Consider the following 17,429-nt stretch of genomic DNA (forward strand, 5'->3'; position numbering starts at 1 on the left):
AAGCCTATTCTAGGTCGACCTCCGCCGTCGTGCACCTGGCCTGGATCAATCCTGGCTGGTGGCGCCGATACGGTGCAATGACAGGTCCGCGCCCTGAAATTCCTGTTCATGACTCAAGCGCAGGCCATGCAGCGCGCGGATGCTGCCATACACGGCAAAGCCGCCGGCCAGTGCCACCACCACGCCCATCAGGCTGCCCAGCAACTGGCTGGCCAGGCTGACACCGCCCATGCCGCCGAGTGCGACCTGGCCGAAGATACCGCAGGCAATTCCACCCCATATGCCGCACAGCCCATGCAATGGCCACACACCCAGCACGTCGTCGATCTTCCAGCGGTTCTGCGCCGCGGTGAACGTCCAGACGAACAGGGCGCCCGCCACCAGGCCCGTGGCCAGCGCCCCAATCGGGTGCATCAGGTCGGAGCCGGCGCAGATCGCCACCAGCCCGGCCAGCGGCCCGTTGTGCAGGAAGCCTGGGTCATTGCGCCCGGCCAGCAGGGCCGACAAGGTGCCGCCAACCATGGCCAGCAGCGAGTTGATCGCCACCAGGCCGCTGACGCCCTGCAAGGTCTGGGCGCTCATGACGTTGAAGCCGAACCAGCCGATGATCAGGATCCAGGAGCCCAGGGCCAGGAAGGGGATGCTGGACGGCGCAAACGCCACCAGCCGGCCGTCGCGGTAGCGCCCGCGGCGCGCGCCGAGCAGTAGCACCGCTGCCAGCGCCAGCCAGCCGCCCATGGCATGCACCACCACGGACCCGGCAAAGTCATGGAACGGCGCGCCAAAGCGCGCCTGCAGCCAGGCCTGCACGCCCAGGTTGCCGTTCCACACCACGCCCTCGAAGAACGGGTAGATGAACGCCACGATCAACGCCGTGGCACACAGTTGCGGCACGAACCGCGCGCGCTCGGCAATGCCACCGGAGATGATCGCCGGGATCGCTGCGGCAAAGGTCAGCAGGAAGAAGCACTTGACCAGTGCATAACCATGATCGGCAGCCAACGTCGCCGCCGGCTGGAAGAAGTTGACCCCGTAGGCGATCCAGTAGCCTATAAAGAAGTACACCAGCGCCGAGATGGCAAAATCGCTGAGGATCTTCGACAAGGCGTTGACCTGGTTCTTGTGGCGGACCGTGCCCACTTCGAGAAAGGCGAAGCCGGCATGCATGGCCAGCACCAGAATGGCGCCCATGAGAATGAACAAGGTATTGGAGCCGTGGACCAGGGAGTCCATCGCGCTGTGCATGTTTTCCATGAAATAGGCAGACCTGCTGAAAATGGCACCAGGACAGTTCAAGAACCTGCATCCCTGCACCGAATCGGTGCCAACCCCCTGCCCTGTTGCGATAAGCCGGGCGAGGCCTGCGTGGTTTTTTCTTGGGTTTGTCGTGGATTGGGTTAAGGTTTATCGGTATTCGCAGCGCTGGCGCCCTGTATCGGCGCAAAACCTGCCGCCGGCGCCCCGCAACGTGGCAAAGACTTAGCAAGGCCCATACCAGCGCCGCCACTTGAACCTTCCATGCATGCCGTTACTCGAAACACCAACACTCATTGACAGGGAGAGGCCCATGGCCAGCAAATCGGCAAAGACTGCGCAAGAGATATTGATGGCTGACTTTCAAGCCTTGGTGCGAGACACCGAGAAGCTACTGGCCGACACCGCCAACCTGGCCGGCGACCAGGCCGACGAACTGCGCGGGCAGATTCACGAGCGCCTGGCCCAGGCCCGCGAAAGCCTGCAACTGACCCAGGACTCACTGCGCGATCGTGGCCAGGCGGCGCTGGGCAATGCCGAACAGTACGTCCAGGAAAACCCATGGCAGGCCATTGGCATCGCCGCTGGCGTCGGCCTGTTGATCGGCCTGCTGGCCAACCGGCGCTAAAGGGGTTCCCATGGAGAATGAAGCCAACGGCGCCAGCGCCTCGGGCAGGCGCCTGGGCGCTGCCGCGCTGGGGCTGCTGCACAGCCACATCGAACTGTTCGGCATCGAGTTGCAGGAGCAGAAAGGCCGTACGCTGAGCCTGTTGCTGTTCGCAGGCCTGGCACTGGTGTTCGCCCTGCTGCTGCTGACCGCACTGTCCGGGTTGTTGCTGGTACTGCTGTGGGACAGCTATCGCCTCGCCGGCATCATCGGCCTGTGCGTGTTTTATGGCATTGCCGCACTGTATTGCGGGTTGCGCCTGAAGGCGGCGGTGTTCGACGAATCGTCGCCGTTCGGCGCCACCCTCGAAGAACTTGCCAAGGACCGGGAGCGCCTGTTGCCATGAGCCTGCCAGAACTGCCGAACACGCGTAACCCGCGCGAACTGCGCAAGGCGTTGCTGCGCTTGCGCATGGAGATGCACCGCCAGGAAATCCGCCACGAATCCGGACAGATGCTGGAGCCGCTGCGCCGTGTGCGTGGCATGGGCAACTCGCTGCAGGATGGGCTAGGGATCAAGCATGCTCCCCTGTGGGGGATCGGCGCAGTGGTGGCGCTGGGTTTCCTCACTGGCAAGGGGGTGCGCAGTGGCAATCTGGCGCGCCTGGTACGCCTTGGCAGCAGCCTGCTGCCGTTGGTGCGCCTGTATCTGCAAGGCAACCGCCGCCCCTAAGCACTGCGCGCTTCCGGTAGAAGCAGCCCTGCGCCGCGAAGGCGCCTGTCGCGACGATACCTTGGTATCGATAAACGGGCTGCTGCGCCGCACAAGGCTGCTGCTACAGGATATGCTGCTGCTCTCGAACCACAGGAGACTGCGCCTTGGACTGGCATACCCTGCTTACCCGCGAGCGCCTGGGCAAAGCGCTGTACAGCGCCGATGAACTCGGGCGCAGCCCCTTCCACAAAGACCACGACCGCATCATCTTCTCCGGTGCCTTCCGCCGCCTCGGGCGCAAGACCCAAGTGCACCCGGTTACCAGCAACGACCACATCCACACGCGCCTGACCCATTCGCTGGAAGTCAGCTGCGTCGGGCGTTCGCTGGGCATGCGCGTCGGCGAAACCCTGCGCGACAGCCTGCCGGACTGGTGTGCGCCCAGTGACCTGGGGATGATCGTGCAGTCAGCCTGCCTGGCCCACGACATCGGCAACCCGCCGTTCGGCCACTCCGGCGAAGATGCGATCCGCCACTGGTTCCAGCAGGCAGCCGGACGTGGCTGGCTCGATGACATGAGCGACGACGAGCGAGCCGACTTCCTCAACTTCGAAGGTAACGCCCAGGGCTTTCGCGTCCTCACCCAACTGGAGTATCACCAGTTCGACGGTGGTACCCGGCTGACCTACGCCACCCTCGGCACCTACCTCAAGTACCCCTGGAGCGCCCGTCACGCCGATGCCTTGGGCTACAAGAAACACAAATTCGGCAGCTACCAGAGCGAACTGCCCCTGCTTGAACAAATCGCCCGCAAGCTCGGCCTGCCGCAACTGGAACACCAACGCTGGGCACGTCACCCGCTGGTGTACCTGATGGAGGCGGCCGATGACATCTGCTACGCGCTGATCGACCTGGAAGACGGCCTGGAGATGGAGCTGCTGGAATACGCCGAAGTCGAAGCGCTGCTGCTCGATCTTGTCGGCGACGACCTGCCGGAAACCTACCGCCAGCTCGGCCCCCGCGACTCCCGTCGGCGCAAGCTGGCAATCCTGCGCGGCAAGGCCATCGAACACCTGACCAATGCCGCCGCCCAAGCCTTCGTCGAACAGCAAAAGGCCTTGCTGGCCGGTCAACTGGCGGGCGACCTGGTCGAGCACATGCACGGCCCGGCCAAGCGCTGCGTGCTGCAGGCCAAGGACATGGCGCGCAACAAGATCTTCCAGGACAAGCGCAAGACCCTGCACGAGATCGGCGCCTACACCACACTGGAGATCTTGCTGAATACCTTCTGCGGTGCAGCGCTTGAACAGCATGGTGGGCGCACCCCATCGTTCAAGAGCCGGCGGGTACTGGACCTGATCGGCAACAATGCTCCAGACCCGCACGCCTCGCTGCACAGCGCGTTCCTGCGCATGATCGACTTCATCGCCGGCATGACCGACAGCTACGCCAGTGAAATGGCCCGTGAAATGACCGGGCGCTCCAGCCCCACCTGACCGCGTTGGTGCAGCCTGGGCCCAGCCCGGCGCTGCACCGCGCGTTGCAGGAAACTTCCTACATTTGTTGATGGGTGATTAAACAGCACGAATAAAATGCAATGAAAAGTGACCAAACACACTTTGACATTGAGTTGAACGCGCCTATTTCGTAGCCCGTTTTGTTTTATCTTGTAAGCCATTTCCCATATGGGGCTTATAGCCCTTCCTCGCATGCCCGGCGACTTCCAACTGCGATAAGGTGCGCGCTGTCACCCTCATCGACCGCAGGGAATTTGAACATGCATTCCATATTTATTGTCGACGACCACCCGGTCATCCGCCTGGCCGTCCGTATGCTGCTGGAAAACCAGAACTACAAGATTGTCGGCGAGTCGGACAACGGTGTGGACGCTATGCAGATGATCCGTGAGAGCAACCCCGACCTGGTCATCCTCGACATCAGCATCCCCAAGCTAGACGGCCTGGAGGTACTCGCCCGTTTCCAGGCCATGGCCCTGCCCATGAAGGTTCTGGTACTCACTGCACAGTCCCCGGCATTGTTTGCCGTGCGCTGCATGCATTCAGGCGCTGCCGGTTACGTGTGCAAGCAGGAAGACCTGAGTGAACTGCTCAGTGCAATCAAGGCCGTCCTCGCGGGTTATAACTACTTCCCTAGCCAGGCAATAAAGCACAACCAGGTGACCAACACCGACCTGCAACTTTTCCGCCAGGTAAATGATCGTGAACTGATGGTCCTGCAACTTTTCGCCCAAGGCCGCAGCAACAAGGAAATTGCCAAGGGCATGTTCCTCAGCAGCAAGACGGTGAGTACCTACAAAAAACGCCTCATGCACAAGTTGCAGGTCAATACGCTGGTCGACCTGATCGAGATGGCCAAGCGCAACGCACTGGTCTGAGGGTGATCATGGCCCGCCCTGCCGTCTGCCTCATGCTCGCCCTGCTGCTGTTCAGCGGCCTGGCACGTGCAGCACAACCCGAAGTCTCATCTTATGCGTTGCTGGCGCGCTCCTCCGCCCGGCCGGTCCAGCCTGTGCTCACGGCCGAGCAACAACAATGGCTGGAAGACCGGCACGAGCTGGTGCTGGGTACCTCGGCACCCGATTACCCCCCCTTCGACATCACCAGTGGCGGCCGTGACTACCAGGGACTCACCGCCGAGTACGCCAGCCTGATCGGCAAAGCCTTGCGATTGCCAGTGCGGGTACTGCGGTTCTCCAGCCGCCAGGCCGCGGTGGAGGCACTCAGGCACGGCGATATCGACCTGCTGGGCAGCGCCAATGGCTACGAGGCCAGCAGCGACGGCCTGGCGCTGTCGCACCCCTATGCCATCGACCAACCGGTGATGGTGACGCGCGAAGACGAAAGCCGACCGCTGGACACGGGCCTGGACGGTATGCGCTTGGGCATGCTTTACCACTATTTGCCCAAGGAGGAGGTCCTCGGCGCCTACCCGAAGGCCGAACTGTTAGCCTTCAGTTCCTCCAGCCAGGCACTCAATGCCGTCGCATTCGGCCAGGCTGACGTGTTCATCGGCGACACCATCTCTACCCACTACCTGCTCAACCGTGGCCATCTGCCGCGGCTGCGCATGGCCAACTTCGGCAAGCACGAGGCCATTGGTTTCGGCTTTGCCCTGCGCCAACAGGACACCCTGCTGAGGGCGTTGGTGAACACCATCCTCGATAGCCAGCCCGCCACCCTGCGTGCCAGCATCTTCAAGCGCTGGAGCGCCGGCAGCGACTTGCTGCTCACCGACCGCAAGCTGCGACTGAGCGAAAGCGAGGAGCAGTGGCTTCAGGATCACCCGGTAATGCGCGTGGCCATCGACGACACCGCGGCCCCGTTATCCTATTTCGACGGCTCGGGGCATTTTCGCGGCATCACCGCCGATCTGCTGGAACTCATTCGCCTGCGCACCGGTTTGCGCTTCGAAGTACAGCGTGCCACTGGCATCGCCGACATGATTGCCCGCCTGAAGGATGGCCGCGCCGATGTCATCGCCGCACTGGCCATCACAGGCGAGGGCGAGGAGGACCTGCAAATCAGCCGGTCCTACCTGGAAAGCACCTACGTACTGGTCAGCCGCAAGGACAACCTGGCCTCGAGTTCACTCGAACAGTTACAAGGGCATCGCATCGCCATTACCCGCTACAGCGCCATGGATACCATGCTGTCGCGGCATTATCCGCAAATCGGCTGGGTCAAGAGCGAGAGCGCGTTCTACTCCATGGCGCTGCTCAACAGCGGCGCTGTCGATGCAGTCATCACCACCTTGATCGATGCCAACCATGCCTTGTCCAGCAACCCCGAACTGGTCATCCGCACCGCGATAGGCAGCGAACCTGCCAACTACGCCATGGTCACCAGTGCCCCGTCACCGGCGCTGGTATCGATCCTCGACAAGGCTCTGCAGAGCATCTCGCCGGAAGAACTGGGGGTAATCAACAACCGCTGGCGCGGGTTCAGCCTGCATGAGGACAGTAAAAGCCAGGGTTACCGGCGGCTTGCGCTGCAAGTAGTGCTGGGCACGGCGGTACTGTTGCTGCTGGCCTTGCTCTGGAACGCGCGCCTGCGCCTGCAAATTCGCCAGCGCCAGCAAGCGGAACGGGCGCTGAACGACCAGTTGGCGTTCATGCGCGCCCTGCTCAACGGCACCCCTCACCCGATTTACGTTCGGGACCGCGAGTGCCGCCTGCAAAGTTGCAACTACAGCTATTTGGAAGCCGTGCAAGCCCGCTCCGATCAGGTTATCGGCAAGCGGCTGGACGCCAGCCTGTTCGCCGCCCCCGCGCAAAGCCGGCAGATCCAGGCCGACTACCTGAAAGTCATGGCTGAGGGTTCGCCACTGATCATGGACCGGCCATTACGCATCAGGGGCCGGGACATGACCATCTACCACTGGATTTTGCCGTATCGCGACTCGCTGGGTGAGGTGCAGGGCATCATCGGTGGCTGGATCGATATCAGCGACCGTCGCCAGCTGGTCACGGAGCTGCGTCAGGCCAAGCAGCAGGCCGACGATGCCAACCGTGCCAAAAGCACCTTCCTGGCCACCATCAGCCACGAAATACGCACGCCGATGAACGCGGTCATCGGCATGCTCGAACTGGCGGTCAAGCGGGCTGACCAGGGTCGGGTTGACCGCAATGCGCTGGAGCTGGCGCACCATTCGGCCAAGGACCTGCTGGGCCTGATCGGCGACATTCTCGATATCGTGCGCATCGAGTCCGGGCACTTGTCGCTGGCTCCTGAGGCGGTCGACCTGGCTGCCCTGATCGAATCGGTGGGGCGTATCTTCGACGGCCAGGCGCGGCAGAAAGGCCTGGCACTGGAAGTGATGATCGCGCCCGCCGCACGCTGCCACGCGCTGCTCGATCCCCTGCGCTTCAAGCAGGTGCTGTCGAACCTGGTGAGCAATGCCATCAAATTCACCGAACACGGCCAGGTGCGTATCCATGCCAGGCTGCTGGATGACGGCACCAGCACACCGGCAATCCTGGAGCTGGAGGTGCGTGACAGTGGCATCGGCATCCACGCCGACGACCTGCAGCGTCTGTTCAACCCGTTCATCCAGGCCAACCCCCATAGCCAGGGCGCCCGCGCAGGCACCGGGCTGGGCCTGGCGATCTGCCGCAACCTGTGCGAAATGATGGGTGGCAGCCTGAGCATCAAGAGCCTGGAGGATGTCGGCACCCAAGTGCGCCTGAAAATGCCTCTGCAACGGGTTGACGCCGAGGCACTGCCGGCCCCGCAGCTAGAAAACCTCGACGTGCCCGACCCACGGCTGAACGTGCTGGTGATCGATGACCACCCGGCCAACCTGCAATTGATGGCGCAACAGCTTGGCTACCTGGGCCTGCAACACGCCAGCGCCCGTGATGGCCGCGAGGGCTTGGCCACCTGGCGGGCGGGCAACTTCGACGTGCTGGTGCTCGACTGCAATATGCCGCACATGAACGGTTACCAGCTGGCGACCGCCATCCGTACCGAAGAACGCCATGGCAAGCGCCCGCGCTGCACCATCCTTGGCTACACCGCCAACGCCCAGCCAGAAGTTCGCCGCAAGTGCCTGAGCGCCGGCATGGACGACTGCCTGCTCAAGCCCATCAGCCTGAGCACCCTGAGCCAGCGTCTGGCTGGCGTGCGCCCGCGCCACCAGCACCCCCTCCGGCGCAAGCTGTACCAGCTGGACGGCTTGGCTGCAGTGGTCGGGCCAGACCCTGGCGACCGCCAGCGCTTCCTGCAAGCCTTGCAGCAAAGCCTGCGGGCCGACCTGGAAAGCCTGATGGCACTGCATCCGCAGCAAGGCGACAGCGCCATTGCCGAGCAGGCGCACAAGGTGCTGAGTGCCGCACGCATGCTGGACGCGCCCTACCTGATGGCGGCCTGCGAAGCGCTGCAGGCCAGCGATTTGACCACCGCACAGCAACGCCAACTGCGCCAGGCACTGGCCCGGCACATGTGCCGGGTCGAACGGGCACTGGCCAGGGACCTGAATGCAAGCACATGCACTCAGGCAGGCAGCCAGACGTGTTAACTGGTAGACTGCGCGGCGTTATTACCTAAGAGGATTGTTTCATGGCCACAAACCGCTCCCGTCGTCTGCGCAAAAAGCTGTGTGTCGACGAGTTTCAGGAATTGGGCTTCGAGCTGAACCTGGAATTCAAGGAAGATCTGGATGACCAGGCAATCGATGCTTTCCTCGATGCGTTCCTGGCAGACGCCATGGATGCCAACGGCCTGGACTATGTAGGCGGTGACGATTATGGCCTGGTGTGCTCGGTCAAGCGTGGCTCGGTTACCGAAGAACAGCGCGCTGCCGTTGAAGCCTGGCTCAAAGGCCGCAGCGAACTGACCAAAATCGAAGTCAGCCCACTGCTGGACGCCTGGTACCCGGAAAAACCGATCAACAAGGCCGAGTGATACTCAGCCCGGCTTGATCGATCAAAAGGCCACCTCACTGAGGTGGCCTTTTTTATTGGCGATGCTTTTCCGTCGAACGTGGCGCATCGTCGCCACGCTTGGGGCATAATGCGTACTCTTTACGTCGTGGGGCCATCATCTCCTTACAGCCCCAAAGCCCTTTTCCCTCGCTGCAGGGTATTTATCCATTATGATCAAAACGCTTCGTCCCTTCGTTCTTGCCGGCCTGCTGTTGCCAATCGCCTTGCCCAGCCATGCCGCCGCTGTCAACACTACCCTGCCTGCCAAGGTTCAACAGGCGCTCAAGGCCAACAAGTTGCAGGACACCGCGCTATCGCTGGTGATGCTGCCGCTGGACGGGCCTGGCACCCCGACCGTGTTCAATGCCGATGTGTCGGTGAACCCGGCCTCGACCATGAAACTGGTCACCACCTATGCCGCCCTTGAGCTGCTTGGCCCAACCTTCCAGTGGAAAACCGAGTTCTACACCGACGGTACCCTGAGCAACGGCGTGCTCAACGGCAACCTGTACCTGAAAGGTGGCGGTGACCCGAAACTGAACATGGAAAAGCTCTGGCTGCTCATGCGTGACCTGCGCGCCAATGGGGTGCGCACGGTTACCGGTGACCTGGTGCTGGACCGTAGCCACTTCGTGCAACCCAACCTGCCGCAGTTCAACGATGATGGCGGCGACGTCAACAAGCCGTTCCTGGTCAAGCCCGACTCGCTGCTGGTCAACCTCAAGGCCTTGCGCTTCGTGGCCCGCAACGACGGCGGCAAAGTCACTGTCGCGGTCGAGCCGCCAATTGCCAGCATCCGCATCGACAACCAGGTCAAAGCCGTGGCGTCGAAACAGTGCAGCGGTGATGTGCGCTACAACCCGGTGCCCCAGGCCGATGGCATCAGCGTAACGGTCAGCGGCCAACTGGGTGACGGCTGCAATTCGCAGACCTACCTGTCACTGCTCGACCACCCGACCTACGCCGCCGGTGCCGTGCGAGCGATCTGGAACGAACTGGGCGGCACCATCCAGGGTGCTGACCGCATCGAGAATGTGCCGAAGAGTGCCCGCCTGTTGGCCCGCGCGTTCTCGCCGGACCTGGTCGAAGTGATCCGCGACATCAACAAGTACAGCAACAACACCATGGCCCAGCAGCTGTTCCTGAGCCTTGGCGCACAGTTCCGCACCGATGCCGATGGCGACGACGCCCGCGCTGCCCAGCGCGTGGTGCGCCAGTGGCTGGCGAAGAAAGGCATTACCGCGCCGCACCTGGTGATGGAAAACGGTTCTGGCCTGTCGCGCGCCGAGCGGGTCAGCACCCGGGAAATGGCCGAGATGCTGCGGGCTGCCTGGAAGAGCCCTTACGCGGCCGAGTTCATGAGCTCGATGCCACTGGTGGGCATGGACGGTACCATGCGCAAGCGCCTCAAGCGCACCGCCATGGCCGGTGAAGGGCACATCAAGACCGGCACACTGAACACCGTGCGGGCGATTGCCGGCTTCAGCCGGGACAGCAACGGCCATACCTGGGCGGTGGCGGCGATCCTCAACGACCCGAAACCGTGGGGTGCCTCGCAGGTGCTGGACCAGGTGCTGCTGGACCTGTATCGCCAGCCGAAACTGGCTGGCAGTACTGCAGCCAATTGATTGCAGTGCGCGGGTAAAACCGCCCCCACAGGCATTGCAGCGCTTGCAAAACCGTGCAAGCCCTGTGGGGGCGGCTCTAGCCGTGAAAAGGCCGGTACTGGCAACCGACCGCTCTCAGGCCGACTCGCCCTCCACCCGGTCTCGCCCGGCCTGCTTGGCTGCATACACCCCCGCATCGGCGCGTACCAGCAAGGCATCAGCGCCCTCACCCGGTCGCCAGCCAGCCACACCGAAACTCGCCGTGACCTTGCCGACGCCTTCTACCGGCACATTGCGCACCCCTTGCCACAACTCCACCGCCAACAGCCGCGCCTGCTCGGCATCGCTGCCTGGGCACAGCACCATGAACTCCTCCCCGCCCAACCGGCAGAACACATCGGTACGCCGTAGACGCTGACCAATACGCTGACACAGGCTGCGCAGCACCCGATCGCCGACAGCATGGCCGAAGCGGTCATTGATCCGCTTGAAGTGATCGATGTCGAGCATGATCACCGCCAGCGCCAGGCCATCGCGCTGTGCCCGCTCCAACTCGATCTTCAGCCGCTCCTGGAAATAGCGGCGGTTGTGAATACCGGTCAGCGAGTCGGTTACCGACAGCGTACGTAAATCTTCCTCCACACCCTTGAGGTCGGAGATGTCGGTCAAGTAGCCGTGCCACAGGGTACAGCCCTGCTCGCCCACTTCCGGGGTCGCCTCACCGCGTACCCAGCGCAAACCCGCCCGTGGCAGACAGACCCGATACTCCTCACGCCAGGGCGACAGGTGCTCGGCCGAGTAGCGTACCGAACGGCGTACACGGTCCAGGTCATCTGGGTGTATGCGCTCGAACACCACCGTGGCATCCTCGCGCAACTGCTGCAGGTCGACTTCGTAGATGTCGTACAGGCCCATGCTGGCGTAGGGGAAACACGAATGGCCATTGGCATCCAGACGGTACTGATAGATGCCACCCGGTACTTCGGCGCTGAGTTTTTCCAGCAAGCGGTCTCGTGCCGCGAGCGCCTCATGCACCCGCCGCCGCTCGGTCACGTCGATGCAGATGGCCAGGTAGCCAACCCACAACCCTTGCTCGTCGAGCATGGCAGTGACCAGCATATTCGCCACCAGCTGGCTGCCGTCGGCACGTACCAAGGTCCACTCCCCCGGCTCGGCACCTTGCTCCTGGACCGTTTCGGCGAACATGGCCTGGCCACCGGCAATCGGCCGACCATAGTGCAGGCTCAACGCATGGGCGCGCGCATCCAGTTCCTCAGGTAGCACCAGATGCTCAAGCCGCAACCGGCCGATCGCCTCCCCGGCCGGGTAACCGAGCATGCGTTCGGCACCCGCGTTGAAGGTGCTGACTTCACCCTTGAGGTTGGTGGCGATGATCGCCACCTGCGTCGCGGCATCCAGCACGCTGCGCAACTGATTATGGGTGCCACGCAGCGACTGCTCGCTGACCCGCAGCTCGGCCGTCCGCTGTTCGACCAGGGCCAGGGCACGCTGACGCTGGCTGAACAGGCTGTAGAGCAACGCGCTGAGCAGCAGGCTCAACAACCCGCCCAGCAACGCGACCGCAAGTACCGCCGAGGAAGGGTTGGCCTGCATGAAGGCCCTGCTTGGCCGGATAATCAGCTGAAAATGGCGGTCGGCCAGGTGCAACAACTGATGACTGGACAATGGCAACGGGGCAACCTGGTTCTGCGAATCGAACATGACTTGCGGCCCATGCAGCCCGGACGGGTCAACAATGCGCACCACCAGCTGGTCTTCAGCCGACAGCGGTTTGCCATCGCTGACCAGCTCACGCATGCTCAGCAACGCCATCACATACCCCGCCAGGGCGCCCTGCGGGTTGGCATCGGTAAACACCGGTGCCACCATCAGCAGGCCCCTCGCGTCCGACTGGGTATCGAACATGGCCAGCGGCTCGGATAACGCCATGCTGCCCGGCCCCAGCGCCCGCGCAAGGGCCGCCTGAGCTACGGCCTGGCCGGCCAGGTCCATACCATGCGGCAACCCAGGCAGCTCGCCCGATTGGCTGTACAGCACCGGAAAGTAATGGTCGCGTAGCGGCGCGCGTCGCCACTGGCCTTGCTCGTCCTGATCGCGGATCACATAGCCTGGGCCGGAAGGGGCGCTGGCCTGGCGTTCGAACTCGGCACGCTGCCCCGCCTCGACGCGCGGCGCCCAGGCATAGGCCAGGGTACGCTGCAGCAAGGGTCGGGCATAGCCGTCGAACTCACGCAGGGTGATGTCATTGGAGAAGCTGAAGAACTGCCGCAGCCCATCCAGGCGCTGCTGCTGCTCATCAAAGCGTTCGGCAATACGGCTGAAACGCTCGTTGGCCATCAGCTCGAAGCGTTGGCGCAACTGCTGCTTGTAGAAGGTCTGCGCAGCAAGCGCCAGGACGGCTGTGAGCATACCGCCCGCGACCACTGCGACCAGCGCCACCGCCCAGGCGGACACCGCCTCTGTGCACAGGCCAAGTAACCGCGCACGCACGCCACACTTCGACATACACCCATCTCGTCACGTCAGCGTCCTGCGGATTATCTTGCCCTGCGTTCAGTTATAGCTATTGGCCATCAGCCGCGCAATGTACCTCGTCGCCTCAGCGCAGCTGCAAACGCCAGGCGCGATGGATGCGACTGTTGCGGGCGAAGTCCGGATCCAGGGTCTGGGCAGTGATTTCCTCCACGGCGTAACGCGCCGTCAGGTGCTCGTCCAGCTGGAACTTGCGGAAGTTGTTGGAGAAATACAACACGCCCCCCGGTGCCAGTCGAGCCATGGCCAGGTCCAGCAGTTGCACGTGGTCACGCTGTACATCGAACACGCCTTCCATGCGCTTGGAGTTGGAGAAGGTCGGCGGGTCGATGAAGATCATCTCGTAGCTTTCGCGACAGGCTTCCAGCCAGGCCATCACATCGCCCTGCTCCAACCGGTTACGCTCGGAGAAGCCATTCAGTGCCAGGTTGCGTCGCGCCCAGTCCAGGTAGGTTTTCGACAGGTCGACGCTGGTGGTGCTGCGGGCACCGCCCTTGGCTGCATGCACCGTTGCCGTGGCGGTGTAGCAGAACAGGTTGAGGAAGCGCTTGCCAGCAGCCTCGCGCTGGATGCGCATGCGCATCGGGCGATGATCCAGGAACAGCCCGGTATCAAGGTAGTCGGTGAGATTGACCAGCAGCTTGACACCGCCTTCGTTCACCTCCTGGAAGCGCCCTTCAGTAGCCTGGCGTTCGTACTGACGGGTGCCGCTCTGGCGCTCGCGACGCTTGAGCACGACCCGCTGAGGGGAAATACCCAGGGCCTGTGGAATGGCCGCCAGGGCGTCGAGCAGACGCGCCTGGGCCTTGTCCGGGTCGATCGAACGAGGAGCTGCGTATTCCTGCACATGTACCCAATCCTGATACAGGTCGACCGCCAGGGCATATTCGGGCATATCGGCGTCGTACAAGCGGTAGCAATCAACCTGCTCGCGCCGGGCCCACTTGCCCAGTTGCTTGAGGTTCTTCTGCAGCCGGTTGGCAAACATCTGTGCCCCTTCCGACAGGCGCGCCGGCTCGCTGGCCACTGGCGTCTGCTGGCGGTTTTCAGCGTTTTCAGCCTGCGCTTCGCGACGCTCACCGGTCACGAACTGGTCAGGTTGCACCTTGAACAGCAGCAGCTTGCACGGCAAGGCACCGTTCCAGAACGCATATTGCTTGTGGCTGCGAATGCCCATGCGCTTGCCCAGTTGCGGCGCGCCGGTGAATACCGCTGCCTCCCAGCCCATACAGGCCTGGCGCAGGCGCTCGCCGAGGTTCTGGTAGAGGTACAGCAGGCTGGCTTCGTCACCCAGTCGCTCGCCGTAGGGCGGGTTGCTGATGACCAGGCCTTTCTGGTTCTGGTCCGGGCGCGGCTCAAAGGTGCTGACTTCACCCTGGTAGATCTTGACCCAGTCACCCAGGCCGGCACGCTCGACGTTGTTGCGGCCGGGCTGGATCAGCCGCGGGTCAGCCTCGTAGCCACGGATCCACAGCGGTGGCTTGGCCAGGCCGGCCTGCGCGCGGGCCTGTGCCTCGTCGTGCACCTTGCGCCACAGCGCCGGCACATGGCCGAGCCAGGCACTGAAGCCCCAGCGTTCACGCTTGAGGTTGGGCGCGATATCAGCAGCGATCATGGCTGCTTCGACCAGGAAGGTACCGACACCGCACATCGGGTCAGCCAGCGCGCCACCTTCGGCGGCAATGCGCGGCCAACCAGCGCGGATCAGCACGGCTGCCGCGAGGTTTTCCTTCAGCGGCGCGGCGCCTTGCTGCAGGCGGTAGCCTCGCTGGTGCAGGCTGTGACCGGACAGGTCAAGGGAAAGGATGGCCTCGCCACGGTCCAGGCGCAGGTGCACACGCACGTCAGGGTCGATTTTTTCAACCGATGGGCGCAGGCCTTCGCGATTGCGCAGCTTGTCGACGATCGCGTCCTTGACCTTCAATGCACCGAAATGGGTGTTATCGATGCCCGAGCCATGGCCGCTGAATTCCACGGCCAGGGTGCCATCGGCTGCCAGGTGGTCGGCCCAGTCGACCGCGTGCACGCCATCGTACAGGTCGTCGGCGTTCTTCATCGAGAAGCGCTTGAGCACCAGCAGCACGCGGTTGGCCAAACGTGACCAGACGCACAAGCGGTAGGCGGTTTCCATGTCGGCGGCGCCGCGAATGGCCGAGGTGTGCTCACGCACTTCGTCAAGGCCAAGGCCCTTGGCCTCTTCGGCAAGCAGGCCTTCAAGGCCTTTGGGACAGGTGAGATAAAGTTCGAAACGGTCCGACATGAATATTCCAGAGCCTTGGGCTATTTGACTGACGGGGCGACGCATCGCCCCGCGATGTTTGCCCGCACCCCTTTCCAACAGGCATGCGGGTGGCCCTTCACGGCACATGTGTGCGGCCAAGGGCCGGGCCGCCTGATCGATCCAAGCAGCAAAGACAGCTTAGATCATCGGGCAGTACTAAAAATTCTCGCGATAGCCGGGTGTCTGTGACCCTTCGTCGCATTTCAAATTGATTCTGTCAGCCACACGCCACGCTGGCGAAATGACGTCAAAGATCGGCAAACCCCGATCATAGCGGGCTCAACGCCAAACAAGGTTGAGTCGCATTTATTTACTTATCCCGTCACCCTCACAAACGTTACGCCCTTATGACAAATCGATCATTCACACCGTGACTCGCATTCGTTAGAACTGGTCTCAGGCCGCTTCGCAACGAGGCGGCACCTTCAGCTCGCGACGCCGGCAGCGAGCGCAAACCGGCAGAAAGACTCTGCCCGGCCTCGGAGAGGCCGACGGGACATTACAGTCAACAAGTGAGGGCAACACCCTATGAGAAGACTTAAGCGTGATCCGTTGGAAAGAGCATATTCACGTGGCTACCAATACGGGGTCACCGGCAAATCCCGCGAACTTTGCCCCTTCAATCTTCCTTCTGTACGCCAAGCCTGGATCAACGGCTGGCGCGAAGGTCGCGGTGATAACTGGGACGGAATGACTGGCACCGCTGGCATCCATAGACTCAACGAAAATCACGCCGTTGGCTGATCGAGGACACTGAATTCGATTTACCATGCACGCCCTATCCGGGCGGCGGGCGAAGGCCCAGGGGCCCCTTCAAGGGGCCCTTTTTTATGCCTTGGCAAACCTTCTCAGCGCTGCCCGCGAAAGGGCCGTGTCAGGTCACCGCGGCATCGCAGCGATGGCGTCCACCGCCTCGCGGATCAGCGCCGGCCCTTTATAAATGAAGCCCGAATAAATCTGTACCAGGCTCGCACCCGCCGCGATCTTCTGCGCAGCATGGCTGCCTTCGGTGATGCCACCTGCGGCAATGATCGGCAACTTGCCGCCCAGTTCGCCGGCCAGCACCTTGACGATATGGGTGCTCTTTTCCAGCACCGGCGCGCCCGACAGGCCGCCCGCCTCGCCACCATGCGGCAATGCCTCGACACCCTCACGGCCCAGCGTGGTGTTGGTGGCGATCACTGCATCCATGCCCGACGCCATCAGCGCGGCTGCCACCAGGGCTGTTTCTTCGTCGCTCATGTCCGGTGCAATCTTGATTGCCAGCGGCACGCGCTTGCCGTGCGTGGCGGCCAGTTGCTCGCGGCGCTCGGCCAGGGCATCCAGCAGTTGCTTGAGCGAGTCGCCGAACTGCAGGCTGCGCAGGCCAGGGGTGTTGGGCGAGCTGACGTTGACGGTGATGTAGCTGGCCGCGGTGTATACCTTGTCCAGGCAGATCAGGTAGTCATCGACGGCGCGCTCGACCGGGGTGTCGAAATTCTTGCCGATGTTGATACCCAGTACCCCGTTGTAGCGCGAAGCGCGTACACGGCCAAGCAGGTGATCGACGCCCAGGTTGTTGAAGCCCATGCGGTTGATGATGGCCGTGGCTTCCGGCAGGCGGAACAGCCGCGGTTTTGGGTTGCCCGGTTGCGGACGCGGGGTGACGGTGCCGATTTCGACAAAACCGAAGCCCAGCTGGGCGAACCCGTCGATGGCCGCGCCGTTCTTGTCCAGGCCAGCGGCCAGGCCCACCGGGTTGGCGAAGTTCAAGCCCATGACCGAAACCGGCAAGGCGGCCGGTTGCTTGCACAGCATGCCATTGAGGCCAAGACGGCCACCGGCGCCGATCAGGTCCAGGGACAGGTCATGGGACGTTTCCGGGGAAAGCTTGAACAGCAGCTGGCGGGCCAGGGTATACATGGGCGGGCAAGGCTCAGGGTGAGTGAGGGGGCGATTATAGCCAGCGCGGGGCTGGCAGGACAGCAAATC

The 17,429-nt window shown here is 62.9% G+C and carries 13 protein-coding genes; 9 read left to right on the forward strand and 4 right to left on the reverse strand.

Translation table 11 applies throughout. The features are described from left to right. Window positions 1-45: 45 nt before the first annotated feature. Window positions 46-1,254, reverse strand: coding sequence for an ammonium transporter (locus E8E68_RS13680; protein WP_280342176.1), 1,209 nt, complete (start codon window positions 1,252-1,254; stop codon window positions 46-48). 313 nt (window positions 1,255-1,567) lie between these two features. Here E8E68_RS13680 and E8E68_RS13685 point away from each other — a divergent pair, with 313 nt between their 5' ends. The 8 genes from E8E68_RS13685 (at window position 1,568) to dacB (ending at window position 10,645) form a co-directional block, all read left to right on the forward strand. Then, complete coding sequence (locus E8E68_RS13685) at window positions 1,568-1,882, forward strand: DUF883 family protein (protein ID WP_110745820.1); 315 nt, start codon at window positions 1,568-1,570, stop codon at window positions 1,880-1,882. A 10-nt stretch (window positions 1,883-1,892) separates the two neighbouring features. After that, entirely contained in the window at window positions 1,893-2,267 is a 375-nt protein-coding gene (locus E8E68_RS13690; RefSeq protein ID WP_110745821.1) for a phage holin family protein, read from the forward strand. Then, complete coding sequence (locus E8E68_RS13695; protein ID WP_110745822.1) at window positions 2,264-2,593, forward strand: hypothetical protein; 330 nt, start codon at window positions 2,264-2,266, stop codon at window positions 2,591-2,593. Before E8E68_RS13690 ends, E8E68_RS13695 begins: the two co-directional genes overlap by 4 nt. Before the next feature lie 146 nt (window positions 2,594-2,739). Then, on the forward strand, window positions 2,740-4,071 hold the full coding sequence (locus tag E8E68_RS13700) for a deoxyguanosinetriphosphate triphosphohydrolase (RefSeq protein WP_266030906.1): 1,332 nt from the start codon (window positions 2,740-2,742) through the stop codon (window positions 4,069-4,071). Between the two features lie 281 nt (window positions 4,072-4,352). Further along, window positions 4,353-4,970: a response regulator transcription factor gene (locus E8E68_RS13705; protein WP_110745824.1), complete on the forward strand. Its 618-nt coding sequence runs from the start codon at window positions 4,353-4,355 to the stop codon at window positions 4,968-4,970. 8 nt (window positions 4,971-4,978) lie between these two features. Then, window positions 4,979-8,611, forward strand: a complete 3,633-nt coding sequence (locus E8E68_RS13710) for a transporter substrate-binding domain-containing protein (protein ID WP_266030908.1) — start codon at window positions 4,979-4,981, stop codon at window positions 8,609-8,611. A 41-nt stretch (window positions 8,612-8,652) separates the two neighbouring features. Continuing rightward, the gene (locus E8E68_RS13715) at window positions 8,653-8,997 is read left to right on the forward strand and encodes a YggL family protein (protein WP_110745825.1); all 345 of its coding nucleotides are present in this window, start codon (window positions 8,653-8,655) and stop codon (window positions 8,995-8,997) included. Between the two features lie 190 nt (window positions 8,998-9,187). Beyond that, a complete protein-coding gene (gene dacB, locus E8E68_RS13720) occupies window positions 9,188-10,645 on the forward strand; it encodes a D-alanyl-D-alanine carboxypeptidase/D-alanyl-D-alanine-endopeptidase (RefSeq protein ID WP_110745826.1) in 1,458 nt (485 codons plus the stop codon). 114 nt (window positions 10,646-10,759) lie between these two features. Here the strand turns inward: dacB and E8E68_RS13725 are convergent, their stop codons facing one another. Both E8E68_RS13725 and rlmKL read right to left on the reverse strand, forming a co-directional pair. Continuing rightward, window positions 10,760-13,150, reverse strand: a complete 2,391-nt coding sequence (locus tag E8E68_RS13725; RefSeq protein WP_280342184.1) for a diguanylate cyclase — start codon at window positions 13,148-13,150, stop codon at window positions 10,760-10,762. Between the two features lie 94 nt (window positions 13,151-13,244). Beyond that, entirely contained in the window at window positions 13,245-15,437 is a 2,193-nt protein-coding gene (rlmKL, locus tag E8E68_RS13730; protein ID WP_280342187.1) for a bifunctional 23S rRNA (guanine(2069)-N(7))-methyltransferase RlmK/23S rRNA (guanine(2445)-N(2))-methyltransferase RlmL, read from the reverse strand. 549 nt (window positions 15,438-15,986) lie between these two features. Here rlmKL and E8E68_RS13735 point away from each other — a divergent pair. Then, window positions 15,987-16,202 carry a ribosome modulation factor gene (locus E8E68_RS13735; protein WP_003248687.1) on the forward strand — a complete coding sequence of 72 codons (216 nt, stop codon included), beginning with the start codon at window positions 15,987-15,989 and terminating at the stop codon, window positions 16,200-16,202. A 135-nt stretch (window positions 16,203-16,337) separates the two neighbouring features. Here E8E68_RS13735 and E8E68_RS13740 read toward each other — a convergent pair whose 3' ends face one another. Then, complete coding sequence (locus tag E8E68_RS13740; RefSeq protein ID WP_280342189.1) at window positions 16,338-17,360, reverse strand: quinone-dependent dihydroorotate dehydrogenase; 1,023 nt, start codon at window positions 17,358-17,360, stop codon at window positions 16,338-16,340. Between the last annotated feature and the right edge of the window lie 69 nt (window positions 17,361-17,429).

Origin of the sequence: Pseudomonas sp. BN607 (genome assembly GCF_029871175.1) — a bacterium.
In the GTDB taxonomy this organism is placed as follows: domain Bacteria; phylum Pseudomonadota; class Gammaproteobacteria; order Pseudomonadales; family Pseudomonadaceae; genus Aquipseudomonas.